This is a genomic window from Neisseria brasiliensis (assembly GCF_009671065.1).
GTDB lineage: Bacteria > Pseudomonadota > Gammaproteobacteria > Burkholderiales > Neisseriaceae > Neisseria > Neisseria brasiliensis.
Map to the genome: position 1 here is coordinate 2,417,444 of NZ_CP046027.1, position 26,025 is coordinate 2,443,468.

The window sequence follows — 26,025 nt, forward strand, 5'->3', positions numbered from 1 at the left end:
GGAAATATATGAATTTTATGGATATTCCTTCGATTATTGATAGTTTGGGACAAAATGAAGAAGTAACAGTTTTAATAGCTGCTATATTAGCTTATTCAGTTAGGCAGCTGAAAATTGTTTTATGTAATAAAAATTTCTTAAAAACTGTCAAAACTTTATCTAAAGATAAGGATGCAAAATAAATGTCTTGCGATCATTTAACCATGTCATACAGCACGTTTACCAAAACACCAAACGATGCATTAAAAGAACCAATGTTCTTTGGCCAGTCAGTGAACGTAGCGCGTTATGACCAGCAAAAATATGAAATTTTTGAAAAACTGATTGAAAAACAATTGTCTTTCTTTTGGCGTCCGGAAGAAATCGACGTGTCGCGCGACCGTATCGACTATACCAATCTGCCGGAACACGAAAAACACATTTTCATCAGCAATTTGAAATACCAAACACTGCTCGATTCGATTCAAGGCCGCAGCCCCAATGTGGCGCTGTTGCCGTTGGTGTCGATTCCGGAGTTGGAAACGTGGATTGAAACATGGTCGTTTTCCGAAACCATCCACTCGCGCAGCTACACCCATATCATCCGCAATATCGTCAATGATCCGTCGGTTGTGTTTGATGATATTGTGCAAAATCAATACATCATCGCGCGTGCGGAAGACATTGCCTGCTATTATGATGAATTGATTGAATACACCCAGTATTACAATTTATTCGGTGAGGGCACGCACAATGTTAAAGGCGAATTGGTTGAAGTTTCGTTGCGCGAGTTGAAGAAAAAGCTGTATTTGTGTTTGATGTGCGTGAACGTATTGGAAGCGATTCGTTTCTATGTCTCGTTTGCCTGCTCGTTTGCCTTTGCCGAGCGTGAATTGATGGAAGGCAATGCCAAGATCATCAAGCTGATTGCGCGTGATGAAGCTTTGCACTTAACCAGTACGCAACACATGCTGAACCTGATGCGTGCCGGTGTCGATGATCCGGAGATGGCGGAAATTGCTGCCGAGCTGGAAAACGATTGCTTTGAATTGTTCAAAAAAGCGGCCGAACAAGAAAAAGAATGGGCGGCGTATCTGTTTAAAGACGGTTCGATGATTGGCTTGAACAAAGAAATTTTGGGTCAATACGTCGAATACATCACCAATCTGCGCATGCAGGCAGTGGGTTTGAAGCCGGCATTTGAAGGCGCGAGCCAAAACCCGATTCCGTGGATCAACGCGTGGCTGTCGTCCGACAATGTGCAGGTCGCGCCGCAGGAAGTGGAAATTTCTTCTTACCTGATTGGTCAAATCGATGCGGAAGTCAACGCCGACGATTTGGGCGATTTCGAGCTGTAACACTTCACTTACAAAAGGCTGTCGGATTGAGCATTTCTTTCAGACGGCCTTTTATCAAACTATGGCCATTATTAGCACACACGACAAAATTTTTGAGCTGCAAAACGGCGAAACCTTGCTGGAAGGGCTGGAGCGCACCGGCCACGAGGTCGAATACCAATGCCGCAGTGGCTATTGCGGTTCATGCCGTCTGAAGCTCATCAGCGGCAAAGTCGGCTATGATGATTTCCCATTGGCCTTTATCACGCCCGGCGAAATCCTGCCGTGTTGCTGTCGGGTCACGGAAGACATCACGCTCGATTGCCACGCTAAAATTCGCGAGCCGGATTTGTTTGATGTGGATTTGTTTGACAAAGAGTAAGAAATCATTGAAAAGGCCGTCTGAAACATTGGGTTTCAGACGGCCTTTTGATCACAAATCATTCAAAATCACCCAGAGGCCTTTGCAAAATCCCTATCTTTGGCACATTTCTTCGTTATGCGCTGCTCGAAAGCTTGCCTATCTTTGTGATATTGTCTTTGCTTTCTGCGCTGCTGCAACTTTGAACTGTACTCAAATCTAGGGATTTTACAAAGGCCTCTGCCAATCATTTTACTTCAAAGCTTCATCATCCAAAGATTTCAGCCAAGCCAGTTTTTCGCCGATTTTGATTTCCAAGCCGCGCGGTACGGGTTGGTAAAACTCAGGCTCATCCAAGCCGTCGGGCATATAGGTTTCTCCGGCGGCATAGGCGTGTGGTTCGTCATGGGCGTAGCGGTATTCGCGGCCGTAGCCCAATTCTTTCATCAGCTTGGTCGGGGCATTGCGTAAATGCACCGGCACTTCATCGCTGGCATGGTCGCGCACAAATGCGCGCATTTGGTTGTAGGCGTTGTAGCCGGCATTCGATTTCGCCGCCGAAGCCAAATACAACACGGCTTGTGCCAAGGCCAATTCGCCTTCGGGGCTGCCGAGTCGTTCAAACGTGGTGGCGGCATCGTTGGCAATCTGAAAGGCGCGTGGGTCGGCCAAGCCAATGTCTTCCCAAGCCATGCGCACGATGCGCCGTGCCAAGTAGCGCGGATCGGCGCCACCGTCGAGCATGCGGCAGAACCAATACAGCGCGGCATTAGGGTGGGAGCCGCGCACGGATTTGTGCAGTGCGGAAATCTGGTTGTAGAAACTTTCGCCGCCTTTATCGAAACGGCGGATTTGTGCGCCCAAGCTTTCGGCGAGAAATGCAGCGTCTAAGGTTTTCAGACGGCGTGTAGCGGCAGCGCGGAGCAGTTGTTCCAATAAATTCAGCATACGCCGCGCATCGCCGTCGGCTGTGTTCACCAATAATTCGCGCGCTTCCGCATCGATTTCAAAATCTTGATATTCGGGCAAGGCCAGCACTTTTTCAATCAATTGCTGCAAATCTTGCGCCGATAATGATTGCAACACATACACTTGCGCGCGGCTGAGTAAGGCTGGATTGACTTCAAACGATGGGTTTTCGGTTGTCGCGCCGATAAAGGTCAATAAACCGCTTTCCACATGCGGTAAAAAAGCGTCTTGCTGCGCTTTGTTGAAACGGTGTACTTCGTCGACAAATAAAATCGTTGCCCGACCTTGCTGCAAGGCGATTTCGGCTTTTTCGATGGCTTCGCGAATGTCTTTTACACCGGAAAACACGGCCGATACGGGCAGAAACTGCGCATTGAAACTTTGTGCGAGGATGCGTGCCAGCGTGGTTTTGCCCACACCAGGCGGCCCCCACAGCAGCATGGAATGCGGTTTGCCGCCTTCTACCGCCACGCGCAGCGGTTTGCCTTCGCCGATTAAGTGCTGCTGGCCGATGACTTCGTTTAAAGAATGCGGGCGCAGGCGTTCGGCGAGCGGTGCGTCGGGTTGGCGGGTAAATAAATCATTCATGGCAGATTCCGTTTCAGACGGCATTGTGGTTTTCTTGCCGGATATTATAGCGCAAGCGTTCGCATGATTCAGAGCCTTGCTGTATAATATGCCGGAAATTTAAACCGTGGCGCTGGTTAATCAGTGAGCGGTCAAAGTAGGGCGATTGAGGCGGGATGGCCGCGCCCATTATTATTTTGATTTAAATGTTCCTTTTGGAAGGTTACAGAATGAAAAAAATCTTGGCAGCCGCTGTGTCGGCTTTATTGTTGGGCGCATGCGCCAGCGGCACATCAATGAACGGCTTAGGCAGCGGCACCGGTATCGGCAGCAGCGTGGTGAAAATGGCGGTGGAAAACCAATGCCGCACCGAATTGAACAAACGCAACGAATGGCGCATGGTGGCTTTGGCCATGTCGGCTGAAAAACAAGAAGAATGGGAAAGCAAAATTTGCGGCTGCGCCAGCGAAGAAGCGCCTAATCAACTGACTGCCAACGAAATGATGCAGGTTTTGAGCCCAAGCACCCGCACGCAAGCATTGGCGACTGTGACCGCCAAAACCGTGACTGCTTGTGTAAAACGCGTTTACACCGGTAATTAATTGTTCAGACGGCCTGAATATCAATCAGGCCGTCTGAAATCTTTAATGATTCAAACAGATACAGAGTAGAAAACATGAAATACATCAGCACGCGCGGTGCCACTGCGCCGAAATCGTTTAGCGAAGTATTATTGATGGGCTTGGCACCCGACGGCGGCTTGATGCTGCCCGAGCATTATCCGCAAGTGGACGACGTGACCCTGCAAAAATGGCGCACGCTGAGCTATCCTGAGCTGGCGTTTGAAATCATCAGCCTGTTTGCTACTGATATTCCAAGCGATGATTTGCGCGATATTGTCAACCGCACCTACACCGAAGCCGCGTTCGGCACCAAAGAAATCACACCTGTGCGCAGCCTTTCAGACGGCATTAAAATCGAAGCGTTGTCTAATGGCCCAACCTTGGCTTTTAAAGACATGGCAATGCAGTTTTTGGGTAATGCGTTTGAATATGTGTTGAACAAAGAAGGCAAGCAAGTCAATATTTTGGGCGCGACCAGCGGCGACACCGGTTCGGCGGCTGAATATGCTTTGCGCGGCAAAAAAGGCGTGAATGTATTCATGCTCTCGCCGGAAGGCAAAATGAGCGCGTTCCAACGTGCGCAAATGTTCAGCCTGCAAGACGAAAACATTCACAACATCGCCGTAGAAGGCATGTTTGACGACTGCCAAGACATCGTAAAAGCCGTGCAAAACGATGCCGAATTCAAAGCCAAATACCATGTCGGCACGGTTAACTCGATTAACTGGGGCCGCATCGTGGCGCAAGTGGTGTATTATTTCGCCGGCTATTTCAATGCCACCACCAGCAACGAGCAAAAAGTAAGCTTCTGTGTGCCGAGCGGTAATTTCGGTAACGTGTGTGCCGGCCATATCGCGCGCCAAATGGGTTTACCGGTGCACCGCTTAATCGTGGCAACCAATGAAAACGATGTATTGGACGAGTTTTTCAAAACCGGCCGTTACCAACCGCGCACCACCGAACATACCCACGTTACGTCCAGCCCGTCGATGGACATTTCCAAAGCGTCGAATTTTGAGCGTTTTGTGTTTGATTTGATGGATCGCGATGCCGATAAAATCCAAAGTTTGTGGGCTGAAGTGGCTTCGGGTAAAGGCTTTGATTTAAAAGACCAATTAGAAGAAATTCACGAAAAATATGGCTTCGTATCGGGCAAATCGACCCACGCCGACCGCCTGGATACCATCCGCCAAGTGTACGAGCAAGACGGTGAACTGATCGACCCACATACCGCCGACGGCGTAAAAGTGGCGCGTGACGTGCGTGAAGCGGGCGAGACTATTGTTTGCTTGGAAACCGCTTTGGCAGCCAAGTTCGACCAAACCATTTACGAAGCGGTGGGCGATGTGACCATTCCGCGTCCGGCCGGCTTGGAAGGTTTGGAAGATTTGCCGCAACGCGTTGAAGTGGTGAAAAACGATGCCGAGCTGGTGAAAAACATCATCCGCAAAGCCTTGGATTAATCGCTCATTAGGCCGTCTGAACCTAATGGATTCAGACGGCCTGAAGCATGATTGAAAACGATTATTGTCAAAATATTAGAAAGTGCCGGCAACGGCTTTTGTTCATAGGAAAAGATTCATGTCATCAAAATTTTATACTGAAAAAGTGTTGTCAGTGCATCACTGGACCGATGCTTATTTCTCTTTCACTTGTACCCGCGACGAATCATTGCGCTTTGAAAATGGCCAATTTGTGATGATTGGCCTGATGGTCGATGGCAAGCCTTTGATGCGCGCTTACAGTGTGGCATCGGCCAACTGGGAAGAGCATTTGGAATTTTTCAGCATTAAAGTGCAAGATGGTCCTTTGACCAGTCGTTTGCAGCATTTGCAAGTGGGCGATGAAGTGTTGATCAGCAAAAAGCCGACCGGCACTCTGGTGGCTGGCGACTTGAATCCGGGCAAACACTTGTATTTGTTGAGCACCGGCACCGGCTTGGCACCATTCTTGAGCGTGACCAAAGACCCTGAAATTTATGAGCAATTTGAAAAAGTGATTCTGGTGCACGGCGTGCGTTACAAGCAAGATTTGGCTTATTACGACCATTTCACCAAAGAATTGCCGGAGCATGAATACTTGGGCGAGATGGTGAAAGAAAAATTGATTTACTATCCTGTTGTATCGCGCGAAGAATTTGAACACCAAGGCCGCCTGACCGATTTGATGAAGAGTGGTAAATTGTTTGAAGACATCGGTTTGCCGCCGATGAATCCGCAAGACGACCGTGCAATGTTGTGCGGCAGCACTGCGATGAACAAAGACACCGCGGCCATTCTCGACAGCTTCGGCCTGACCCCGTCGCCAAAAGTCGGCCAACGTGGCGATTATTTAATTGAGCGCGCGTTTGTCGATCAATAATCGCTGACTGCGTTTAGCCTTCATAAGGCCGTCTGAACAAATATGCTTTCAGACGGCCTTTCATTCAAAATAAAGGAGAAAAAATGAATACCGTTCAAATCAAAAACGTAACACTGGGCGCAGGCAGCCCCAAAATTGCCGTGCCGTTGGTGGCTAAAAATGCAGACGGCCTGCAACAAGCGATTGCCGGTTTGGCAGGATTGAGCTTCGATATTGTGGAATTTCGTGCCGATTTTTTAGACATAGCTGCTGATGCCGAAGCCGTGTTGGCGCAGACAAAAATGGTACGCCAAGCCTTGCTGGATACGCCGCTGCTGTTTACCTTCCGCCGTGCAGTAGAAGGTGGCGAATGCCCGTGCAGCGACGATTATTATTTCGACTTGGTTCACCGTGCGATTGAATCGGGTTTGGTGGATATTATTGATATTGAACTGTTTGCCGGTGATGAAAAAGTGCAAGCAGCGGTGCAGGCTGCAAAGGCTAAAGGTGTGGCCGCTTTGTTGTGCAATCATGATTTTGACAAAACACCGGCAAAAGAAGAGATTACAGGCCGTCTGAAAAAAATGGAAAGCTTGGGTGCGGATATTTGTAAAATCGCGGTGATGCCACAAAGCGCTGCCGATGTATTGACCTTGCTGGATGCCACGCAGGAAGTGTACCAAACTACCAAGCAACCGATTGTCACCATGTCGATGGGCAAGCTCGGTGTGATTAGCCGCTTGGCCGGACAAACCTTTGGCTCGGCCATGACCTTCGGCGCAGCAGCCAAAGCGTCGGCGCCGGGGCAGATTGGTGCGAATGATTTGCGTCAGATTTTGGATACTTTGGCTTAAGTCATTTTAAATGAATAGATTAAAGGCCGTCTGAATTTCAGACGGCCTGTTTATTAGAAAGGCAAAAATGAATTGGCATATTAAAGTATTTACCGAATTGAGCCATCTTGAATTGTGGCAAATTTATAAAAGCCGCGTCGATGTTTTCGTGGTAGAGCAAAATTGTCCTTATCCTGAAGTGGATGAAAAAGATTTACACGCGCTGCATGTGTTCGCCGAACAAGACGGCCAATTGGCTGCGTATTGCCGCATTATCGCGGAAGAAGTGTTGGTAAAAATCGGCCGAGTGCTGGTGGTGTCGTCTTTTCGGGAGCTGGGATTGGGCAGGGTGTTGATGCAGCAGGCTTTGCAAGCGGTGCAGCAGCGTTTCCCCCAGCAGGAAATTCACATTCAAGCGCAGCTTTATTTACAGCGGTTTTATGAATCTTTGGGCTTTCATAGAGTTTCGGATGAATATTTGGAAGACGGCATTCCGCATATTGATATGGTGTGGCGTAAACGTGAGACCATCTGAAAAATTGGCAATATAATCAGTTTAATGTATTCATTTTAAATAAATTAAGGCTATAATGCTTCATGATAAAGCCGCTTCAGACGGCCTCGTTAAACGGAAACTCTTCATGAAGCTCACTTATTTTGTCGTGCTGGCATTTGTCGGCGCGACGCTGCCTGCTTATGCCAACCAGTCGCTGCATGCCACCGGCAAGCTCGATAATGGTTTGACTTATCATATTTTCAAAATTCCATCGGCCGGCAAACGGCTGGTGACACGCATGAATGTCGGCGTGGGTGCAGCTGATGAAAATGCCGGAGAAGAAGGCATAGCCCACATCACCGAGCACATGGTGTTTCAATCTTCGCCGCAAAACCCGCAAGGTTTGTCCAACCGCCTGATGAAAGACGGCTGGCAGATGGGGCGACATTTCAACGCGCTCACGACTTACGACTATACCCGCTACATGCTGACCCCGCCGCGCGGAACCAAGCAGCTTGATGAAACCTTGTTGATTTACCGTCAAATTTTGCAGCCCAAGCAGTTTTCCGCTGCCGATTGGGAAAAAGAGCGGCAAGTGATTTTAAGCGAATGGCGCCAACAGCAAAGCCTGCAAAACCGCTTAAGCCGACAGCAGCATGAATTGATGTATAAAGGCGCGCGCCAAGGGCGGTATGCGCCGATCGGGCGTTTGGAAGCCATCGAAAAAGCTGATATGAAAACCGCCAGCGATTTTCACAACCGCTGGTATGGCGTAAACAATGCCGTGTTGGTGGTGATGGGCGATGTGAGCATTGATGAAACTTCTGCCCTGATTCAAAAAGCATTCGGCAGCTTGCAGCCGATTACCTTGAGTGAACGCTGCTACGAAGAATACGAACCGGCTTTGCAAAACGGCTGGCATATTGCGCAAGTAGCCGACCGCGACAATGCCGACAACAAATTATCACTGGTATTCCGCTTCAAAAAGCAGCCGACATCGGCTTACGAAGAGCATGCTTATCAGCGTTTATTGGATAATTTTGCCGCCTTTATCGTCAACCGCCGCATTCAGCAATCGGGCGAAGATGTGGTGTTGAAAATGGATACGCTGGGCCGCAATACCGGCGCGTTGGTGTTCCAATCCGAAACCGCGCCGAATCAGCATAGTGAAATGTTGAACGTGTTGCGTCATTTGCGCCAAGACATTTTAAATACACCGGCCACCAATGAAGAATTGGCGGAATATCGTAAAGCATTGCACGGCAATTTGTCGCCGCAAAAAGCCGGCATTCCCAATGATTTGAGCAAAGTGGCGGCCATGAGCGATGAAACCGTGTTGCGCGGTTTGCCCATGCCCGATGCCGAAATCCAAACCATAGACCGCAGCCAGCTTTACCGCATCAATGCCAAGGTGGTGAATGAGCGTATTGCAGATTGGCTAAACGCGCCGGATAAAATGATTCAGGTTCAGGCGCAAGCAAATGAAAAAGTGAAGCTGCCTGAATTTTCTACATTGAATCAGGTGGTTAGGCCGTCTGAAAATGTTTCAGACGGCCTGACTGAACCGCGTTTTGTTGAAAACAAAGGCGGCAACATTGTTGCAGAACGCCAAGACACCAAATTAAACCTGCATTACCTGACCTTAAGTAACGGTGATACGGCAGTGGTAATGAAACTGCCGATGGCAGGCAATAATCTGTATTTCAAAGCTTTGTCCAATGTCGGCTATTGGCAGCAGCCGGAAAAAGCATGGCAGGCGGAAATTTTGGCTGATGTGTTGGCGCGTTCCACACCGCAGGGCATGAGCGCGGCCAGTTTTAAGCAATGGCAACAAAAGCAGGGTATACAGCAATACCGTTTCCGCTTGGAGGGCGATCATCAAACCACCGATGCACAAGCTGCCAAAAGCGCGTTGCCATCGGTGTTGCAGCTTTACCGTCAGCAGCAAATTGCCCCTGATTTCAGCGATTGGCAACAAGCCGTGAAGCGGGAAGAGTCGCGCTTCAAAGTGGCACAATATGCCAAGTCAGGGCGGCAACGCGATGCTTTGAACACATTACAATATGGTCGCAATATGCTGATGCCGTCTGAAAGCCATGCTTATGCCGGATTGAATGAAGCCGCTTTCCGGCAACAATGGCAAACGCTGGTGGCCGCGCCGACCACTTACTACATCGTCAGCAATCTGCCGATTGAAAATGTGAAGCCTTGGGTGGCGCAATATTTGGCCGATATTCCGCGCCAAGCCATGCCAGCCACAAAATATGCTTGGCAAAGTGGCCGCCAAATGCAGCACATTGCCGCCAACGATACGCAAGGCACGGATGTGCAGGCCTTGTCGTGGCAAACCATGCCGCAGCTTTCACCGGCGCAGCATGAGCAAATCAAGCTTTTGAACAATATCGCCAATGCACGTTTAAAAGACGAATTGCGCAGCAAGCAGCAAAGCGTTTATGGTGTGAAATTTCAGGCCGAACCGAATATCGGGCAAAACCGTATACAAAGCCGTTTGTCGTTTAATACGTCAAGCGAACAGGCGCAAGCCGCTTGGCATACCGCGCAAAAAGTGTTGAATGGTTTGCCTGATAATATCGGCTTCACTGAAGCCCGTAATCTGCGTAAGCTCTTTGTCGAGCAGGAAAACGCCCGCCGCCGCAAGCCTGAATTGTGGTTGGAGCGTTTGGTTACCAGCCATCAAAGCTACGGCGATGCGCGTTATCTGACGGAGATTCCGAATATTCCGGCAAGCTTCAGCCGCGGCCAATTGCGAGAAACGGCGAAATTAATGTGGTCAACAGAAAACGAGAAAGTTTTGATGATGACACCGCGACCATAAGCGTCCATAAAAATGCCATCTGAACAGGGTTTCAGACGGCATTGTTTTATAGTGTGTAATATTTTTCAGACTTGATTAGATTTACCGCCATCTTTCGGAATCAATAGCGCAATCGACAAGCACGAAAGCAAAGCGAGTGCCAACATCAGCCATAAAGCGGCTTGTGCGGCTTGGTGCACACCTGAAGCTTGCAATGCGCTGAATACCGTCGCGCCGGTAGCGATGCCGAAAGAGGCACCGAGTGCGCTTGCCATTTTATATACCCCAGCCGCGACACCGGCTTTTTCCAGCGGCGCATTGACCATCGCGCAATCAGCCGATGGCGTGGCATAGCAGCCCAATCCGAAGCCGAACAGAGCAAAGGAAATCACCACTTGAATCATGTAGGTTTCGTGGCTGACGTTGGTCATTGATAAGCCCAAAATGCCCGTGGCGGTAATCAATACGCCGATGAGCATAGGTTTTTTATAGCCGAATTTTTGCAGCAGTTTCTCGCTGACCCGAATCATGATTAACACCATCGCCAAATAGCCCAGCGATTTTAAACCAGCCTCAAACGGCGTTAAACCGTGGCCTTTTTGCAGATAAGTGTTGATGATGAAAATGGTGCCGGCGGTGCAGTTGAGCAGGAAATTGGATAAACATGCGCCGTTGTAGCCGCGGTTTTGAAACAGTGAAAAATCCAAAAAAGCCGCCGATTTTAAGCGGATTTCGGTGCGGAAAAACACCATGGCCATCACGATAAAGCTGATGAGCATGGCCAAAGTGAAGGGGTGGCTGAAGCCTAAGCGGAAACCTTTGGTAATCAATAAATTAAGCGCGAGCAAGCCCAATACGCAGGAAAACAGGCCGATGTAATCGTAGCGTGTGATGGCAGTTTGCGGTGATTTGCTTTCCGGTGTGCCACGTATCAGCAGCATGCCGATGATGGAAATCGCAATCGAGAGCAGGAAAATGCTTTGCCAGCCCAAATAAGTGGCGATGGTGCCGCCGACAAACGAAGACAAGCCCGAGCCGCCGAACGAACCAATCGCCCAAAAGCTAAACGCACGCTGTCGCGCAGCGCCGTGGTAATAATTTTTGATGATGGAAAGCGTGGCCGGCATGATGCAGGCTGCAGATAAGCCTTGAAACACACGCCCCAGCCCGAAACTGACAGGACCTTGGGCAAAATACAAAAATAAGCAGGCAACGATGTTGAGCAGGAAGCCGATATAGGTCAGGCGCACGCGGCCGAATTTATCTGCCAGCCCACCCATCAACACAATGAAGCAACCGGAAAACAGCGAGCCCAAACTAATCACCGCATTGAGTGATGTATCCGGCATGGCAAGGCTGCGTTGAATATCAGGCGCGACGTTAAACACAGCCTGATAAAACAGCCAAAACGTCAACACGCCCAACACCATGCCGAAAAGCAGGCGGTCGTTGCCTTCAAATGATTGAGAATGGTTTTGCATGGTTATTATCCTAACAATATTCAGACGGCCTGAAGACAGATAGGCCGTCTGAAAGATTAGCGTAAATATTTTTCAGTTAAAGCGCACCAATAAGCTGCCGCCGGCACGATAATCTCGTCATTGAAATCATAAAGTGGATTGTGCACCATACACGCGCCCGGTTCGTCGCCGTTGCCGACAAAACAATAATTACCATTGGGATTGGCTTCCAGCATGAAGGCAAAATCTTCGCTGCCCATCAATGGCGGCGCGGTATGTACTTTTTCTGCACCAAATAATTCGGTGGCCACTTCTCGGGCAAAGCGTGTGGCTTCAGCGCCGTTGATTAAAGGCGGGCAGCCGTTGATGTGTTCGATGGTGGCAGTCGCGCCGAAGCTGCTGGCCTGCGCTTGAGCAATTTCACTGATGCGACGGCACACCAATTCGCGCAATTCCGGCTTCAAAGTGCGCACAGTCAGCTTCATCAAGGCTTTTCCGTTGACCACATTGGGCGCATCGCCCGATTGAATACAGCCCACAGTCACCACGGCTTGATCGAGCGGGCTAACATTGCGTGATACGATGCTTTGCAGGGCAATGGTGATGTGGCAGGCAACCAAGGTGGCATCGATGCCGGATTCGGGCATGGCACCATGACCACCGACACCTTGAATGTGAATATGAATCGTATCCGATGACGCCATCGCCGAGCCTTCGCGGAAGTAAAATTCACCGGTTTTCATTTTCGGCATATTGTGTAAGCCGAAAATCATGTCGCAAGGAAACAAATCAAACAAACCGTCATCCAGCATCACACGGCCGCCGTAGAGCAATTCTTCCGCAGGTTGGAAGATGACGCGTAAAGTGCCGTTGAAATTACGGGTTTCTGCCAAACGTTGAGCCGCTGCCAATAAAATGGTGGTGTGTCCATCATGGCCGCAGCCGTGAAATTTGCCGTCTATTTTACTTCGCCAATCGTGCGTGCTTTCTTCATGAATCGGCAGTGCATCCATATCCGCACGCAAGCCGATGGTTTTATTGCCGTCGCCGTTTTTTAATGTACCGACCACACCGGTTTTGGCCAAACCGCGATGCACTTCATAGCCCCATTGCTGAAGCAAATCGGCAATGATGTCGCTGGTGCGTTGTTCTTCAAAACCAAGTTCAGGGTGTTGGTGGATTTGGCGGCGAAGGCGGGTAAATTCTTCTTCTCTTTGTTGCAGCGTTTGCAGATGGCTCATGACATTTCCTTTGGATTTTCTGAATTATTTTAGGTAGAAAAGTTCAATCATCGTAGCAACTTTGTTAACAATGCGCAAATACAAAAAGGCCGTCTGAAATATTTTCAGACGGCCTTTGATGATTGAATGTTATTGCGCTTTCAAGCGAGCGGGCAATGCGGTTGTCCAAAGATGGGTGGGTGCTCAACAGGGAATCTTTGCTTTCGCTGGCAATACCCATGGCATTCATTTCTTGTGGCAAATCGCTTCCGGCACCTTTCAAACGTTGCAACGCAGCAATCATTTTCGGGGCACCAACCAATTTGGCGGCACCGGCATCGGCGCGGTATTCGCGTTGGCGGCTGAACCACATCACGATGATGCTGGCCAAGAAGCCGAACACAATTTGCAACACCATGCTGACCATAAAATACATGCCGTTGGATGTGCTGCCGTCTTCATTGCGGGCAACCATGCCGGAAACTATGCGGGCGAGGAATACAACGAAAGTGTTGACCACGCCTTGAATCAAGGTCAGCGTCACCATGTCGCCGTTGCCGACGTGTGCCATTTCGTGTGCCAACACGGCTTCCACTTCATCGCGGGTCATGTGGTCAAGCAGACCGGTGGATACGGCGACTAAAGAATTATTTTTGCTGGCACCGGTAGCGAAGGCGTTTGGTTCAGGGGAATGGTAAATGGCCACTTCCGGTGTTTTCAAATTCCATTGACGCGCTTGGGCTTCAACGGTGGACAATAACCAAGCTTCTTCTTCGCTGCGTGGTTGGGTGATCACTTCCGCGCCAACCGAACGTTTGGCCATGGTTTTGGATAGCAGCAGGGAAATAATCGAGCCGCTGAAGCCGACAACAGCAGAATAAACCAACAGGCTACCGACTTCATCGGTGCTGTTGATGCCTAAAACAGCCAGAACGATACGGATAACGATCAGGACGGCGATATTGGTTGCAAGAAACAAGAAAATGCGTTTCACCGGATGGATTCCTTTATGTTGGTGTGTGGTTTGTTTTTATACTGGCCGAGATGGCGCAGATTTGACGGTATTGTCTCAAAAAGGTTGATTTTAGGGAATAAGCTTTTGAGCAAAGGTATGCAAAGCTGACTGTTAGTATCTGTTGGAAAATAGGCACTTGTTCAAATTTTTGGGCTAAATATCTAAATCTCACTTGAAATAATCGAAAGGCCGTCTGAACGTTTCAGACGGCCTTGATGCAGCCATGAAAGATTATGATTGGCGTTGTTTTTCCGCCATCATTTCATGTAGGGTTTTCTTTGCCGGTTTCATCGGCACGCGGCTATCCGTCCAGCCCAATTGTTTATTTGGGGTTAAGGCGCGGAATTTGGTCGCTGCCCAGCCAAAAGCACGGTAGGCTTTTTTGCCGCTGAAAATGCCGTTAAACGTGCGCCATGCCATTTGTTCACCAAAGGTATGCGATGCACCTTGGCCGCGAATCGGATGCGGAACTACTTCGCTTGGCGAGCGCTGGGCTTCTACGCGCAGACGTTGCATTTGCTCGGTAATCGGGATGCGTACCGGACATACTTCCACACAAGCGCCACACATACTGCACGCAGTCGGCAGATCGCTGGTGCTTTCCAATCCGAGCAGGTGCGGCGACAGGATTTCACCAATCGGGCCCGGATAGGTGGTGCCGTAAGCTGCGCCGCCGATACGGGTGTACACCGGACAGTGGTTCATACACGCACCGCAACGGATACATTGCAAAGTGCGGCGCATTTGGTCTTCGGCATAGGCTTGCGTGCGGCCGTTGTCGAGTAACACCAAGTGCATTTCCTGCGGGCCGTCCAACTCTTCGCTGCGGCGCGGGCCGGTAATCATGTTGAAATAAGTGGTGATGTTTTGACCGATGGCCGAACGTGGCAGCAAGCTATACAGCGGCGGCACGTCCGACAATTTGGCCACCACTTTTTCAATGCCGGTAATGGCAATATGCACTGGTGGCACGGTAGTCGATAAGCGACCGTTGCCTTCGTTTTCAACCAAACACAAGGTACCGGTTTCGGCGACGGCAAAGTTCACGCCGCTCAAGCCCACGTCGGCAGTGCGGTAAATATCGCGCAAGGCCATGCGGGCAAAGCCGGTAAGCTGGTCAACGTCATCGGTCAGCGGCGTATCCAAATTTTGATGGAACAATTCGCTGACTTGCTCTTTGGTTTTATGGATGGCAGGCATCACGATGTGGGTCGGTTTTTCACCGGCCATCTGAACGATAAATTCGCCCAAATCGCTTTCTACCGCACGAATGCCGTTGTCTTCCAAATAATGGTTCAGCTCGATTTCTTCGCTGACCATGGATTTGCCTTTGACCATCAGTTTGCCGTTGTGGGCATTCATAATATTGTGAATGATGGTGCAGGCTTCGGCAGGCGTTTCCGCCCAATGCACTTTTACACCCAAGCGGGTCAGGTTGGCTTCGAGCTGCTCCAGCAAATCAGGCAGGCGGGAGAGTGAGCGTTGGCGGATGTGTTCACACAAATCGCGCAGGGTTTGCAATTCTTCTTCGTCTGACAACACGGCTTTGCGCTTGGTCATCAGCATATCCATTGCCGTGCGCAGGCTTTTACGCAAGGGTTTGTCCTGCAATGAAATAGCGGTGTTTTGCTTGAAGGTTTCCGGCTTCATGTGAAATTGGATGGTTTGGCTGCTCATACGGTTTCCTCCAAATCGGCAGGTGAAATGTGATCAGGCAGAATCGCCAGCACAACCAAATCGCGCGGGCCGTGTGCACCGTAGGCCAGCGTTAATTGGATATCGGCGGTTTTCGATGGGCCGGAGATGAGAATCACGTTGGTCGGCATACCGTTTTCAACCAGTTTTTCGCCTTCAACGGCATGGTGAAATTCACCATACATTTTGCTGGTGTCAAACAGGCAGAAATGCACAGGTGGCACCAAGCTCAAGCTGCGTGGTTGCTCGGGGCTGGATTCCAGCATGATAGTGCCGGTGCGGGCGATGCCGCATTTTGAGCCGCTGAAACCGGCATCGATTTGCTGGAAAAATTCGTCTTTCCACTCTTCGATTTTAAGGTCGAACGACAAGGCTTCGATGTTGCTGCCTTCCAAGGCGGCTTGGGCTTTGAGGCCGTCTGCAGTTTGTAATGGCAATAAAATATTTTTCAGGCCTTTTTCTTCTGCCGCTTGGCGGAACACTTGCGGCCAATTGTCGCGGGTCACCCAATAAATCTCGGTTTTCACCGCGCGCATGGTCACTGCCCAATGTTTCAGACGGGCGGTTTCGTTTTCCCAAGTTATTTCGTTTTGGCGGTAGTAATCAGCGGTGTTCGGCTCAATCATCGGGTAGGCATCGGCTTTTCTCAGCTTGGTCAGAATATTGTCGCGTGCGCTCATGCTTTGCCTCCGGTGCGTTCTAATAAGAAGGTGGCAATGTGTTTCGGTGCCGGCATGTTGGGTTCATCTTTGGCAATTTTGCCGCCGATGTTCATCATGCAGCCGCAGTCGGCACTGATGATTTCAGTGGCTTGGGTTTCTTTCAATGCGGCGACTTTATCGCTGACCATGGCACCGGAAATGTCGGGATGCTTAACCGAGAATGTGCCGCCAAAACCGCAACACTCACTTTCGTGGTCGTGCACGATGCGTTCGACATTTTCCATGCCGTCAATTAATTCCCAGCCGGAAAGATGTACATTCATTTCACGACGTGCGGCGCAAGAAGTATGAACCGCCACTTTTACTGGTGCACCTTTGTCTTCAGGGTGATAGCCGATGGCTAAGAGAAAATGGGTAAATTCGATAACGCGCTCGGCGATGTCTTTGGCTTTCGCTTCGTACGGCGTGCCTTTAAACAAAGTTGGCCAATGGTGTTTCATCATGCCGCCGCATGAGCCAGACGGCACAACAATCGGCCAGTTTTCAGGAAACAGATCCAATTGCGCTTTGGCTACTTCAAATGCTTCTTGCGGATGGCCTGAAGAATAAGCAGGTTGGCCGCAGCAGCTTTGATTCATCGGGAAATGGGTGCGAATGCCTTGCTGCTCGATTAAGGTCATGGCATCCATGCCGGCTTCGGGCATGAAGATGTCGAGAACGCAGGTGCCGAAGAAATAGGCATCGGTCGGCACGCTGTCGAAACGGATAATGGGGGTAGGGGTTTTTACGCTCATTTTGGTAGAGATTTCTTTATTGTAATGAGTAAAGGATAATTTTGTACTTTAAGCAATTCGATGTAACAGGTCAAGTTGAATTTTTCAAAATAAATTTACCGATAGATGGTTGAAAGCTAAAGGGCTTATGCCTTCTGATATTTTATATTTTGGTAATCATTCTCATTAAATTTAAGTTATAATTTGTTTATATAGGAATGAAAAATAATTTTCAGACGGCATATTGTGATAAAAAGTCTCAGGCAGTCTGAATCTATCTGAACGCAAAGTTTTTTCAGACGGCCTTAAAGCCTTGGTGGCCTTTAAATTCAGGTACAATGCCCGATATTGATGAAAAGAAACATTAATTAAGCCGAATCATGATGACCCAAGCTGCGAAACCTTCCCGCTGGCTGCCGCTGTTGATGGCTATTGCCATTTTCATGCAGATGCTGGATGCCACTATTTTAAATACCGCGTTACCCAAAATTGCCGAAGATTTGCACGAATCACCGCTGAATATGCAAATGGCGGTGATTGTTTATACCTTAACTGTGGCGCTCTTGATTCCTTTAAGCGGCTATTTGGTTGACCGCTTGGGCACGAAAAAAGTATTTCTCGCTTCTATTTCGATTTTTATGCTGGGTTCGCTATTGTGTGCTGCTGCGCCCAATTTGCCGATGTTGGTGTTGGCTAGGGCGGTGCAAGGGATTGGCGGCTCAATGTTGGTACCGGTGCCGCGTTTGACCATTTTGCGTGTGTATGAAAAGTCGCAGTTACTCAATGCGTTTAACTACGCGGTGATGCCGGCTTTAATCGGGCCGGTGTTGGGGCCGTTGGTAGGCGGTTATTTGGTGGAATATGCGTCTTGGCATTGGATTTTTTTGCTGAATCTGCCGATTGGTTTGATGGGCTTAATCGTTGGCTGGAAAATTATGCCTGATGTTAAAGGTGAGAAAACGGCCTTGGATTTGAGCGGGTTTTTGATGTTTGCCGCGGCGGCGTGTGCGCTAACCTTATCTGTGGAAATTGTGTCTCATACCAATGCTGCTCCCTTTTCATTGCTGCTGGCAGCAACGGGCGCGGTGTTGATGTGGCTGTATTACCGTCATGCGAAAACCACGCCCAATCCGATTTATGCCGGCCATTTGTTTAAAGTGCGCACGTTCCGCTTAGGCTTAACCGGTAATTTGCTCAGCCGCTTGGGGATTAGCTCGATACCGTTTTTGCTGCCTTTATTGTTTCAGGTGGCCTTTGGGTATAGCGCGAGCCTGTCGGGTTGGCTGGTGGCGCCGATTGCGTTGGCTTCGTTGCTGGTGAAGCCTGCCATTAAGCCGATTATGGCGCGATTTGGTTATCGTAATGTATTGATTTGGAACACGCGCATTTTGGGTGTGTTGATTATGCTGTTGGCGATACCGGGTGCAGAAGCGCCGTTGGTGGTGTGGGTGATTTTGTTGCTGCTGATGGGTACTTGCAATTCTATTCAGTTTTCATCGATGAACACGCTCACGCTGGCGGATTTACGCGGCTATCAAACCGGCAGCGGCAACAGCCTGATGGCGGTGAATCAGCAATTGGCGATTGCGTTGGGCATTGCCTTGGGCGCACTGATGCTTCAGCTTTGGCGTGGCAGCAGTTTCGCGCAAACGGATTTACATATTGCGTTCCAGCTTACTTTTATTGGCGTTGGCATGATTACTTTGATATCCAGCCTGATTTTTAGCCGCTTACATGTTACTGATGGCCAAAATCTTACAGGCTGAGACCTTTGCAAAATCTCCATCTTTGGCACATTTCTTCGTTATGCGCTGCTCGAAAGCTTGCCTATCTTTGTGATATGCCTGTGCTTTCTGTGCTGCTATAACTTTGAACTGTGCTCAAATCTGGAGTTTTGCAAAGGTCTCAAACTCGCAATAAAAATCAGGTAAAATGCGCAAAGCAACAATTTAAATTCATTTTTTCAGACGGCATGCAAGGAATAAACCTGCACTGGTGTATTGTATTTTCATGAGGCCGTCTGAAAACCATTATCTCAATGAAGACAACCTTATTAACATTCATGTTACCAGCGTTTCTTGTCGGCTGCGCCGCTTTGCCACCTTTAGATGAGCGGACAGAAAGCCAATATATCGAAGTGGATTCTGCACCGCGCTTGGAAGCGATTTTAAAACCGTCGCAACAAGGCGAGATTGATGATGATCCGGCGACTTCAGGCATCTATTTGTTAAACGATGCGCATGAAGCCTTTGTCGCGCGCGCGGCTTTGATTGAAGCGGCCGATGTCAGCTTGGATTTGCAATATTATATTTGGCACAACGATATTTCCGGTCGCTTGCTGTTTAATCTGGTGCACCGTGCTGCCGAGCGCGGTGTACGCGTGCGCATGCTTTTGGATGACAACAACACCAACGGTTTAGACAATGTTTTACTGGCGCTCGACAGCCACCCGAATATCGAAATCCGCTTGTTTAATCCGTTTGTATCGCGCAAATGGCGTGCGTTAAGTTATCTCACCGACTTTCCGCGACTCAACCGCCGCATGCACAATAAATCGCTGACGGCCGACAACCGCGCCACCATTCTCGGCGGACGCAACATCGGTGACGAATATTTCCAAGTCGGCGAAGACACCGTGTTTGCCGATTTGGATATTTTGGCGACCGGACCGGTGGTGACGGATGTGTCCGAAGATTTCGACCGCTATTGGGCGAGCAATTCTTCCTATAATGCCACCAGTGTGATTAAAAAAGGCAGCATAGAAAAAGGCTACCAAGAGCTGGAATGCGACCGCTCAGACAGCAATGAAGTTTTAGCCAAATACCGCAAAGAAGTCGAAAATTCGGGCTTGTTTAAATCCATGCAAGAAAACAATATTGAGTGGTTTAACGTGCATACCCGCCTGATTAGCGACGATCCGGCCAAAGGCTTAAACCGCGACCGCTCCAAGCAGCCGATTAGCCAGCGCTTATTTGCCGCATTGCAAAAGCCGCAAGAAAGCATTTATTTGGTGTCGCCGTATTTTGTGCCGACCAAAAGCGGTACAGAAGCCTTGTCGCAGATGGCCAAAGAAGGCATTGATGTGAACGTGTTGACCAATTCATTGCAGGCAACCGATGTGGCGGCGGTGCATTCGGGCTATGTGAAATACCGCAAGCCCTTGCTCAAAGCCGGCGTGCATCTTTATGAATTGCAGCCCAACCATGCCGTGCCGAAAACCAAAGACCGCGGCTTGACCGGTAGCTCGGCCACCAGTTTGCATGCCAAAACCTTTATCGTCGATGCCAAGCGGGTGTTTATCGGCTCATTCAATCTCGACCCGCGTTCGGCACGCCTGAATACCGAAATGGGCGTGGTTATTGAAAGCCCTGAAGTGGCCGGCATGATGCAGCGCAGCTTGGTGGAAACCACGCCGAAATACGCCTATAAAGTGACCATGAACAAATTCCACAAGCTGCATTGGTATAATCCCGAAGACGGCAAAACCTACGGCAAAGAGCCGGAAGCAGGTTTTTGGAAACGTGTGACCGCGCGCATATTGTCGTTCCTGCCGATTGAAAGTTTGCTGTAAGGCCGTCTGAAAAGCGAAAGGAAAAGCGATGAAATCGATTTGGAAAGCTTTGTTTTTAGCTGCAAGCGCAACGCTGTTGGCTTCGTGTGGCACCACCGCCAAAAAGCCGAAGAAAACGGTGAAAACTGCCAAGCAGGCACCGACGCGCAAAATCCAGCCTGTGCGCATCAGCCATATCGACCGCGCACATGGTTCGCAAGAAATCATGATTCAAAGCATGGGCTTGGTCGGCACGCCTTACAAATGGGGCGGCAGTACCACCGCTACCGGCTTCGATTGCAGCGGCATGATTCAATACATCTACAAAAACGCACTCGGCGTAAATCTGCCGCGCACCGCCCGCGATATGGCCGCCGCTTCGCGTAAAATCCCCGACAGCCAATTGAAGCCGGGCGATTTGGTGTTTTTCAACACCAGTAAGCGCACCAAGTATTCGCATGTCGGCATCTACATTGGCAACGGCGAATTTATTCACGCACCAAGCAGCGGTAAAACCATTCAAACCGAAAAACTGACCAAGCCGTTTTACGCCAAAAATTACTTGGGCGCGCATACCTTTTTCATCAATTGATGCCGTCTGAAAAGCAATATTTGTTAAGTCATCATTAAGGCCGTCTGAAAATATTCAGACGGCCTCAACCCAATCAAAATAAGGAAACATCATGCACACAGAAGCCGTGTTAACCGTATTGAAAAATTTGCAAAACCACATCTGCGCCGCATTGGAAGCCGAAGACGGCGGCGCGGTGTTTGTGCGCGATGAATGGACGAGCAAACTCGGCAAAGGCGAATCACGCGTGTTGAAAAACGGCGCGGTGTTCGAGCAGGCAGGCGTGAATTTTTCCCATGTTAAAGGCGAAAAAATGCCTGCATCGGCTACTGCGCACCGCCCCGAATTGGCCGGTGCCGCATTTGAAGCCATGGGTGTGTCGCTGGTGATTCATCCGAAAAATCCGTATGTGCCAACCAGTCATGCCAATGTGCGTTTTTTCATTGCTTATCCTGAAAACCAAGCACCGGTGTGGTGGTTTGGTGGCGGCTTCGACCTGACGCCGTTTTACCCGTTTGAAGAAGATATTTTGCATTGGCACCGCGTGGCGGAAAATCTGTGCCGCCCATTTGGCGCGGAAGTTTATCCTGAATACAAAAAATGGTGTGACGACTATTTCTATCTCAAGCACCGAGGCGAAACCCGCGGTGTAGGCGGCCTGTTTTTTGACGACTTAAACCGCTGGGATTTCGACACCTGCCTGAACTTTATCCAAGCTGTCGGCGAAGGTTATGTGCAAGCTTATCAACCGATTGTTGCCAAACGCAAAAACACCGCATATGGCGAACGCGAACGCAATTTCCAACTTTACCGCCGCGGCCGCTATGTCGAATTCAATCTGGTGTGGGACAGAGGTACGCTCTTCGGTCTGCAAAGCGGCGGCCGCACCGAAAGCATTTTGATGTCGATGCCGCCGCTGGTGCGCTTTGAATACCAATATCAACCGGAAGCAGGCAGCGATGAAGCGCGTTTAAACGGGTTTTTAACGCCGCGAGATTGGTTGAATGAATTGGCATAATGTTGAGGCCGTCTGAAAGCCCTATTAATTTCAGACAGCCTCAAACCTCAATAAATGAAAAGTAAATACAGGTATAGCAAACTCATCTTTATTTCATATTAGAAAACGACAAATTAAGATACTGATTTGCGCCTGATTGGTATAAAATAACGACTTTATTTTTGTTAACAATTTCCCCATTTTTCAGACGGCCTTTAAATACGCCACCATAAACAAAGGAACACAACATGCCGGACTACCGCTCCAAAACCTCTACCCACGGCCGCAATATGGCCGGTGCGCGCGCATTGTGGCGTGCCACCGGTGTGGCTGACGCCGATTTTGGCAAACCGATTATTGCCATTGCCAACTCGTTTACCCAATTCGTGCCGGGTCACGTTCACTTACACAATATGGGTCAATTGGTGGCGCGCGAAATCGAAAAAGCCGGTGCGATTGCCAAAGAATTCAACACCATCGCGGTGGATGACGGTATCGCCATGGGGCACAGCGGCATGTTATACAGCCTGCCAAGCCGCGATTTGATTGCCGATTCGATTGAATACATGGTTAATGCCCACTGCGCCGATGCGCTGGTGTGTATTTCCAACTGCGACAAAATCACCCCGGGCATGTTGATGGCGGCCATGCGTTTGAACATTCCGACTATTTTCGTATCCGGCGGTCCGATGGAAGCGGGTAAAGTGATTGGTGCGATTAATATTGCCGACGAGCGTCGTTTGGACTTGATTGACGCCATGATTGAAGCGGCGGACGACAATGTTTCCGATGTGCAGATTCAGGAAGTCGAGCAAAACGCGTGTCCGACTTGCGGTTCGTGCTCCGGCATGTTTACCGCCAACTCAATGAACTGCCTGACCGAAGCCTTGGGCTTGTCGCTGCCGGGCAACGGCTCTTACTTGGCTACCCATGCCGGCCGCAAAGATTTGTTCTTGGAAGCAGGCCGTCTGATTGTCGAGATTACCCGCCGCTACTACGAACAAGACGATGAATCGGTATTGCCGCGCAGCATCGCCACCAAAGCCGCTTTTGAAAACGCCATGACCATGGACATCGCCATGGGCGGCTCGACCAACACCATTTTGCACTTGCTGGCCGTGGCCAATGAAGCCGGTGTCGATTTCAAAATGGCCGACATCGACCGCTTGAGCCGCGTGGTGCCGTGTATCTGCAAAACCGCGCCGAACAATCACGATTACTACATGGAAGATGTGCATCGTGCGGGCGGCATTTTCGGTATTTTGAAAGAGCTGGAAAAAGCGGGCAAACTGCATACCGATATTCCAACCATTCACGCGCCGACTTTGAAAGAAGCCATTGCCAAATGGGACGTTACCAATCCGGAAAACACCGAAGCCATCGAACGCTTCAAAGCCGCACCGGGCGGCGTGCGCACCACGCAAGCCTTCTCGCAAAACCGCATGTGGAAAACGCTTGATCTTGACCGTGAAAAAGGCTGTATCCGCAGCGTCGAACACGCTTATTCGCAAGACGGCGGCTTGGCCGTATTGTTCGGCAACATCGCCGAGCGCGGTTGCGTGGTGAAAACCGCCGGTGTGGACGACAGCATTCTGAAATTCACCGGCCGCGCACGCGTGTTTGAAAGCCAAGATGCTGCCGTAGAAGGCATTTTGGCTAACGAAATCGTGGCCGGCGACATCGTCATCATCCGCTACGAAGGCCCAAAAGGCGGCCCGGGTATGCAGGAAATGCTGTATCCGACTTCTTATTTGAAATCAAAAGGTTTGGGCAAAGCCTGCGCCTTGCTGACCGACGGTCGCTTCTCCGGCGGTACTTCAGGGTTGAGCATCGGCCACGCTTCACCGGAAGCGGCAGAAGGGGGCGCCATCGGTTTGGTGAACGAAGGCGATACCATCGAAATCGATATTCCAAACCGTAGCATCAACCTGATGATTTCCGATGAAGAATTGGCACAACGCCGTGCCGAGATGGAAGCACGCGGCAGCCAAGCTTGGAAGCCGGTCAACCGCGACCGCTACGTTTCCCAAGCCCTGCGCGCATATGGCCTGATGGCGACTTCCGCCGACAAAGGTGCCGTGCGCGACGTATCGCAGATCGAACGCTAATCGGCAGTAACAGGCTGTCTGAAATATTGAAATATCATGTTTCAGACGGCCTGACGAAAGAATGTGATGGATAAATTCGTTATCGCCATGATTGCCTTAGCCGTCATCTTATTGATTTTGATAGGCGGCGGTTTTGTGGCGACCGAATATTTGAAGAAACATCCGGATACATTCCAAGTGCAGCCGAAAAGGTGAATTGATTGAGTATTAAGGCCGTCTGAAAAAATAGTATTTTCAGACGGCCTTGGTTTTATCTTTGGTAGAATGCCGTTATCCAAACAATTATGCTGAATGGCTTAATCAAGGCCGTCTGAAACGCAACCATGAAATCCCTTATTCTTTGGCTCAGCCTGTTTGCCGCTGTGTTCGCCTTTTTTCAATACCAGCAATCGCCCAAAATTGCACCGGAGCAGTTGCTGCAGGCGAGTGCGCCGCAGGATCGTGCGGCGGTAGCAGGCTTGGACGGCTTGAGCTATTTGAACTTCTTGCGCGAAACGGCCGGTTTGCAGTCCTTGGCGCATTCGACGATATTGGAGCAATCTGCCCGCAATCATGCGCTGTATCTGACTGAAAATCCCGATGACGGTCATGATGAACACAATCGCGCCAGCCGTTATTTTACCGGCAACAGGCCGTCTGAACGGGCAAGGCGGGTGGGTTATCTTTATGATGGTGTGCATGAGAATGTCAGCACCAGCAGTCGTTTTCAGGATGCGGATAGGGCGGCTGAATTTGCTGTGCATCAGCAGCTTGACGGTTTGATGACGGCAATTTATCACCGCTTTTCTTTGTTGGAGCAAAGCATTAACGAAGCCGGCGTGGCCTATGAAAGCGGCCGCAATCATACTGCTTTGGTGGTGAATCAAGGGCATAAAGGGTTTAACCGATTGTGTGGTTTAGGCCGTCTGAAAGCTGAGCCAAATCGCCATTACTACAAGCAATCGTGTCACAACGGCGCGGTGGTGTATGTCGATGAAGTGCAAAACCGTCGCGAGCTTTTATACACGGTTTACCCGATGGGTCATTTTGCCATGCCCGATTTTCAAGGCGAGCGGCCGGATCCGATGCCGGGGCATGAGTTTACCGGTAATCCGGTGAGCATTGCTTTTTCCGAACAAGCCGGGCGCGTGGAAATGCGCTCGTTTAAATTGTATCAAGGCGAGCAGGAAATCACCCATAAACGCGTGTTAACCCAACACAACGACCCGAACCGGCAATTTAGCGCGCGGCAATTTGCGCTGTTTCCCGTTCGGCCTTTGGAATACGACACGCTGTATCGGGCGGTGTTTGAGTTTGAGCGCAAGGGTAAACCGGAGCGCGCTGAATGGACATTCCGCACCAAAAAACCGGATTATCCGTATTTTATTGTCGAAGGCGGTGAGAAACTCTCGCTGCAGTCGGGCGAGAAATATTTTATCCATTGGCGCAATCGGTGGTGCTTAAAAACCTGCCCGCAATTGGTCTATCAGCAGCGCGGCGGAGCGAAATTGGAAGTGTTGGAACGGCAAATCGGCGGTGTGTTGGTACGTGTGACGGGTGTGGCAGGTGGCGATGTGCGGCTGATGTTTGAAGGCGAGAAGGAAAAAGCGTTGGCACTTTATCTTGCTTCTTAAATGAGTAGGCCGTCTGAAAGCCATTCAGACGGCCTAAACAA

22 protein-coding genes and 1 pseudogene are annotated in these 26,025 nt (G+C 49.8%); 16 read left to right on the forward strand and 7 right to left on the reverse strand.

Going from position 1 to position 26,025, the window contains the following annotated elements; translation table 11 throughout:
• The first annotated feature begins 8 nt into the window (after positions 1–8).
• From GJV52_RS12075 to yfaE, 3 genes are all read left to right on the forward strand, one after another.
• Positions 9–182 (forward strand): hypothetical protein, encoded by a 174-nt coding sequence (locus tag GJV52_RS12075; protein WP_157798105.1) that lies wholly within the window; start codon positions 9–11, stop codon positions 180–182.
• A 21-nt stretch (positions 183–203) separates the two neighbouring features.
• Complete coding sequence (nrdB, locus tag GJV52_RS12080) at positions 204–1,337, forward strand: class Ia ribonucleoside-diphosphate reductase subunit beta (RefSeq protein WP_095502596.1); 1,134 nt, start codon at positions 204–206, stop codon at positions 1,335–1,337.
• Positions 1,338–1,398: 61 nt separating this feature from the next.
• Positions 1,399–1,698 carry a class I ribonucleotide reductase maintenance protein YfaE gene (gene yfaE / locus GJV52_RS12085; RefSeq protein ID WP_095502573.1) on the forward strand — a complete coding sequence of 100 codons (300 nt, stop codon included), beginning with the start codon at positions 1,399–1,401 and terminating at the stop codon, positions 1,696–1,698.
• A 231-nt stretch (positions 1,699–1,929) separates the two neighbouring features.
• Here the strand turns inward: yfaE and GJV52_RS12090 are convergent, their stop codons facing one another.
• Positions 1,930–3,234, reverse strand: coding sequence for a replication-associated recombination protein A (locus tag GJV52_RS12090; RefSeq protein ID WP_095502574.1), 1,305 nt, complete (start codon positions 3,232–3,234; stop codon positions 1,930–1,932).
• Between the two features lie 209 nt (positions 3,235–3,443).
• Between GJV52_RS12090 and GJV52_RS12095 the strand changes: the two genes are divergently transcribed.
• The 6 genes from GJV52_RS12095 (at position 3,444) to GJV52_RS12120 (ending at position 10,341) form a co-directional block, all read left to right on the forward strand.
• Positions 3,444–3,815: a hypothetical protein gene (locus GJV52_RS12095; protein WP_095502575.1), complete on the forward strand. Its 372-nt coding sequence runs from the start codon at positions 3,444–3,446 to the stop codon at positions 3,813–3,815.
• Between the two features lie 74 nt (positions 3,816–3,889).
• Positions 3,890–5,299: a threonine synthase gene (gene thrC / locus GJV52_RS12100; protein ID WP_095502576.1), complete on the forward strand. Its 1,410-nt coding sequence runs from the start codon at positions 3,890–3,892 to the stop codon at positions 5,297–5,299.
• Between the two features lie 118 nt (positions 5,300–5,417).
• On the forward strand, positions 5,418–6,197 hold the full coding sequence (locus GJV52_RS12105) for a ferredoxin--NADP reductase (protein WP_100562965.1): 780 nt from the start codon (positions 5,418–5,420) through the stop codon (positions 6,195–6,197).
• Between the two features lie 83 nt (positions 6,198–6,280).
• Complete coding sequence (gene aroD, locus GJV52_RS12110; RefSeq protein WP_095502578.1) at positions 6,281–7,030, forward strand: type I 3-dehydroquinate dehydratase; 750 nt, start codon at positions 6,281–6,283, stop codon at positions 7,028–7,030.
• 67 nt (positions 7,031–7,097) lie between these two features.
• Positions 7,098–7,544, forward strand: coding sequence for a GNAT family N-acetyltransferase (locus GJV52_RS12115; protein WP_100562964.1), 447 nt, complete (start codon positions 7,098–7,100; stop codon positions 7,542–7,544).
• Between the two features lie 106 nt (positions 7,545–7,650).
• Positions 7,651–10,341 (forward strand): M16 family metallopeptidase, encoded by a 2,691-nt coding sequence (locus GJV52_RS12120; protein ID WP_195690047.1) that lies wholly within the window; start codon positions 7,651–7,653, stop codon positions 10,339–10,341.
• 65 nt (positions 10,342–10,406) lie between these two features.
• Here GJV52_RS12120 and GJV52_RS12125 read toward each other — a convergent pair whose 3' ends face one another.
• From GJV52_RS12125 to GJV52_RS12150, 6 genes and pseudogenes are all read right to left on the reverse strand, one after another.
• Entirely contained in the window at positions 10,407–11,801 is a 1,395-nt protein-coding gene (locus tag GJV52_RS12125; protein ID WP_095502581.1) for an MFS transporter, read from the reverse strand.
• A gap of 56 nt (positions 11,802–11,857) precedes the next feature.
• A complete protein-coding gene (locus GJV52_RS12130; RefSeq protein ID WP_100562962.1) occupies positions 11,858–13,021 on the reverse strand; it encodes a M20 aminoacylase family protein in 1,164 nt (387 codons plus the stop codon).
• A 148-nt stretch (positions 13,022–13,169) separates the two neighbouring features.
• Positions 13,170–13,994: pseudogene (gene htpX, locus GJV52_RS12135) on the reverse strand (protease HtpX); the annotation flags it as partial.
• A 252-nt stretch (positions 13,995–14,246) separates the two neighbouring features.
• Positions 14,247–15,692: a LutB/LldF family L-lactate oxidation iron-sulfur protein gene (locus GJV52_RS12140; protein ID WP_095502584.1), complete on the reverse strand. Its 1,446-nt coding sequence runs from the start codon at positions 15,690–15,692 to the stop codon at positions 14,247–14,249.
• Positions 15,689–16,390, reverse strand: a complete 702-nt coding sequence (locus GJV52_RS12145) for a LutC/YkgG family protein (protein WP_095502585.1) — start codon at positions 16,388–16,390, stop codon at positions 15,689–15,691. The genes GJV52_RS12140 and GJV52_RS12145 overlap by 4 nt, the downstream gene beginning before the upstream one ends.
• Complete coding sequence (locus tag GJV52_RS12150; protein ID WP_095502586.1) at positions 16,387–17,166, reverse strand: (Fe-S)-binding protein; 780 nt, start codon at positions 17,164–17,166, stop codon at positions 16,387–16,389. Before GJV52_RS12150 ends, GJV52_RS12145 begins: the two co-directional genes overlap by 4 nt.
• Before the next feature lie 359 nt (positions 17,167–17,525).
• Here GJV52_RS12150 and GJV52_RS12155 point away from each other — a divergent pair, with 359 nt between their 5' ends.
• The 7 genes from GJV52_RS12155 (at position 17,526) to GJV52_RS12180 (ending at position 25,984) form a co-directional block, all read left to right on the forward strand.
• Positions 17,526–18,911, forward strand: coding sequence for an MFS transporter (locus tag GJV52_RS12155; protein ID WP_095502587.1), 1,386 nt, complete (start codon positions 17,526–17,528; stop codon positions 18,909–18,911).
• 272 nt (positions 18,912–19,183) lie between these two features.
• Positions 19,184–20,716, forward strand: coding sequence for a phospholipase D family protein (locus GJV52_RS12160; RefSeq protein WP_095502588.1), 1,533 nt, complete (start codon positions 19,184–19,186; stop codon positions 20,714–20,716).
• A 28-nt stretch (positions 20,717–20,744) separates the two neighbouring features.
• Entirely contained in the window at positions 20,745–21,287 is a 543-nt protein-coding gene (locus GJV52_RS12165) for a C40 family peptidase (protein WP_095502589.1), read from the forward strand.
• 91 nt (positions 21,288–21,378) lie between these two features.
• Positions 21,379–22,284: an oxygen-dependent coproporphyrinogen oxidase gene (gene hemF, locus GJV52_RS12170; RefSeq protein ID WP_095502590.1), complete on the forward strand. Its 906-nt coding sequence runs from the start codon at positions 21,379–21,381 to the stop codon at positions 22,282–22,284.
• 227 nt (positions 22,285–22,511) lie between these two features.
• Complete coding sequence (gene ilvD, locus GJV52_RS12175) at positions 22,512–24,371, forward strand: dihydroxy-acid dehydratase (protein WP_095502591.1); 1,860 nt, start codon at positions 22,512–22,514, stop codon at positions 24,369–24,371.
• Positions 24,372–24,437: 66 nt separating this feature from the next.
• The gene (locus tag GJV52_RS13410; protein ID WP_255408370.1) at positions 24,438–24,566 is read left to right on the forward strand and encodes a hypothetical protein; all 129 of its coding nucleotides are present in this window, start codon (positions 24,438–24,440) and stop codon (positions 24,564–24,566) included.
• 128 nt (positions 24,567–24,694) lie between these two features.
• Complete coding sequence (locus GJV52_RS12180) at positions 24,695–25,984, forward strand: CAP domain-containing protein (protein WP_100562961.1); 1,290 nt, start codon at positions 24,695–24,697, stop codon at positions 25,982–25,984.
• Positions 25,985–26,025: the final 41 nt, after the last annotated feature.

Coding starts and splice junctions, on each gene's coding strand:
- GJV52_RS13410 (WP_255408370.1), top strand. CDS start 24,438: ATGGATAAATTCGTTATCGCCATGATTGCCTTAGCCGTCATCTTATTG.
- GJV52_RS12095 (WP_095502575.1), top strand. CDS start 3,444: ATGAAAAAAATCTTGGCAGCCGCTGTGTCGGCTTTATTGTTGGGCGCA.
- GJV52_RS12140 (WP_095502584.1), bottom strand. CDS start 15,692: ATGAGCAGCCAAACCATCCAATTTCACATGAAGCCGGAAACCTTCAAG.
- aroD (WP_095502578.1), top strand. CDS start 6,281: ATGAATACCGTTCAAATCAAAAACGTAACACTGGGCGCAGGCAGCCCC.
- GJV52_RS12105 (WP_100562965.1), top strand. CDS start 5,418: ATGTCATCAAAATTTTATACTGAAAAAGTGTTGTCAGTGCATCACTGG.
- GJV52_RS12165 (WP_095502589.1), top strand. CDS start 20,745: ATGAAATCGATTTGGAAAGCTTTGTTTTTAGCTGCAAGCGCAACGCTG.
- GJV52_RS12125 (WP_095502581.1), bottom strand. CDS start 11,801: ATGCAAAACCATTCTCAATCATTTGAAGGCAACGACCGCCTGCTTTTC.
- hemF (WP_095502590.1), top strand. CDS start 21,379: ATGCACACAGAAGCCGTGTTAACCGTATTGAAAAATTTGCAAAACCAC.
- GJV52_RS12180 (WP_100562961.1), top strand. CDS start 24,695: ATGAAATCCCTTATTCTTTGGCTCAGCCTGTTTGCCGCTGTGTTCGCC.
- GJV52_RS12155 (WP_095502587.1), top strand. CDS start 17,526: ATGATGACCCAAGCTGCGAAACCTTCCCGCTGGCTGCCGCTGTTGATG.
- yfaE (WP_095502573.1), top strand. CDS start 1,399: ATGGCCATTATTAGCACACACGACAAAATTTTTGAGCTGCAAAACGGC.
- GJV52_RS12160 (WP_095502588.1), top strand. CDS start 19,184: ATGAAGACAACCTTATTAACATTCATGTTACCAGCGTTTCTTGTCGGC.
- ilvD (WP_095502591.1), top strand. CDS start 22,512: ATGCCGGACTACCGCTCCAAAACCTCTACCCACGGCCGCAATATGGCC.
- GJV52_RS12115 (WP_100562964.1), top strand. CDS start 7,098: ATGAATTGGCATATTAAAGTATTTACCGAATTGAGCCATCTTGAATTG.
- GJV52_RS12075 (WP_157798105.1), top strand. CDS start 9: ATGAATTTTATGGATATTCCTTCGATTATTGATAGTTTGGGACAAAAT.
- GJV52_RS12150 (WP_095502586.1), bottom strand. CDS start 17,166: ATGAGCGTAAAAACCCCTACCCCCATTATCCGTTTCGACAGCGTGCCG.
- nrdB (WP_095502596.1), top strand. CDS start 204: ATGTCATACAGCACGTTTACCAAAACACCAAACGATGCATTAAAAGAA.
- thrC (WP_095502576.1), top strand. CDS start 3,890: ATGAAATACATCAGCACGCGCGGTGCCACTGCGCCGAAATCGTTTAGC.
- GJV52_RS12090 (WP_095502574.1), bottom strand. CDS start 3,234: ATGAATGATTTATTTACCCGCCAACCCGACGCACCGCTCGCCGAACGC.
- GJV52_RS12130 (WP_100562962.1), bottom strand. CDS start 13,021: ATGAGCCATCTGCAAACGCTGCAACAAAGAGAAGAAGAATTTACCCGC.
- GJV52_RS12120 (WP_195690047.1), top strand. CDS start 7,651: ATGAAGCTCACTTATTTTGTCGTGCTGGCATTTGTCGGCGCGACGCTG.
- GJV52_RS12145 (WP_095502585.1), bottom strand. CDS start 16,390: ATGAGCGCACGCGACAATATTCTGACCAAGCTGAGAAAAGCCGATGCC.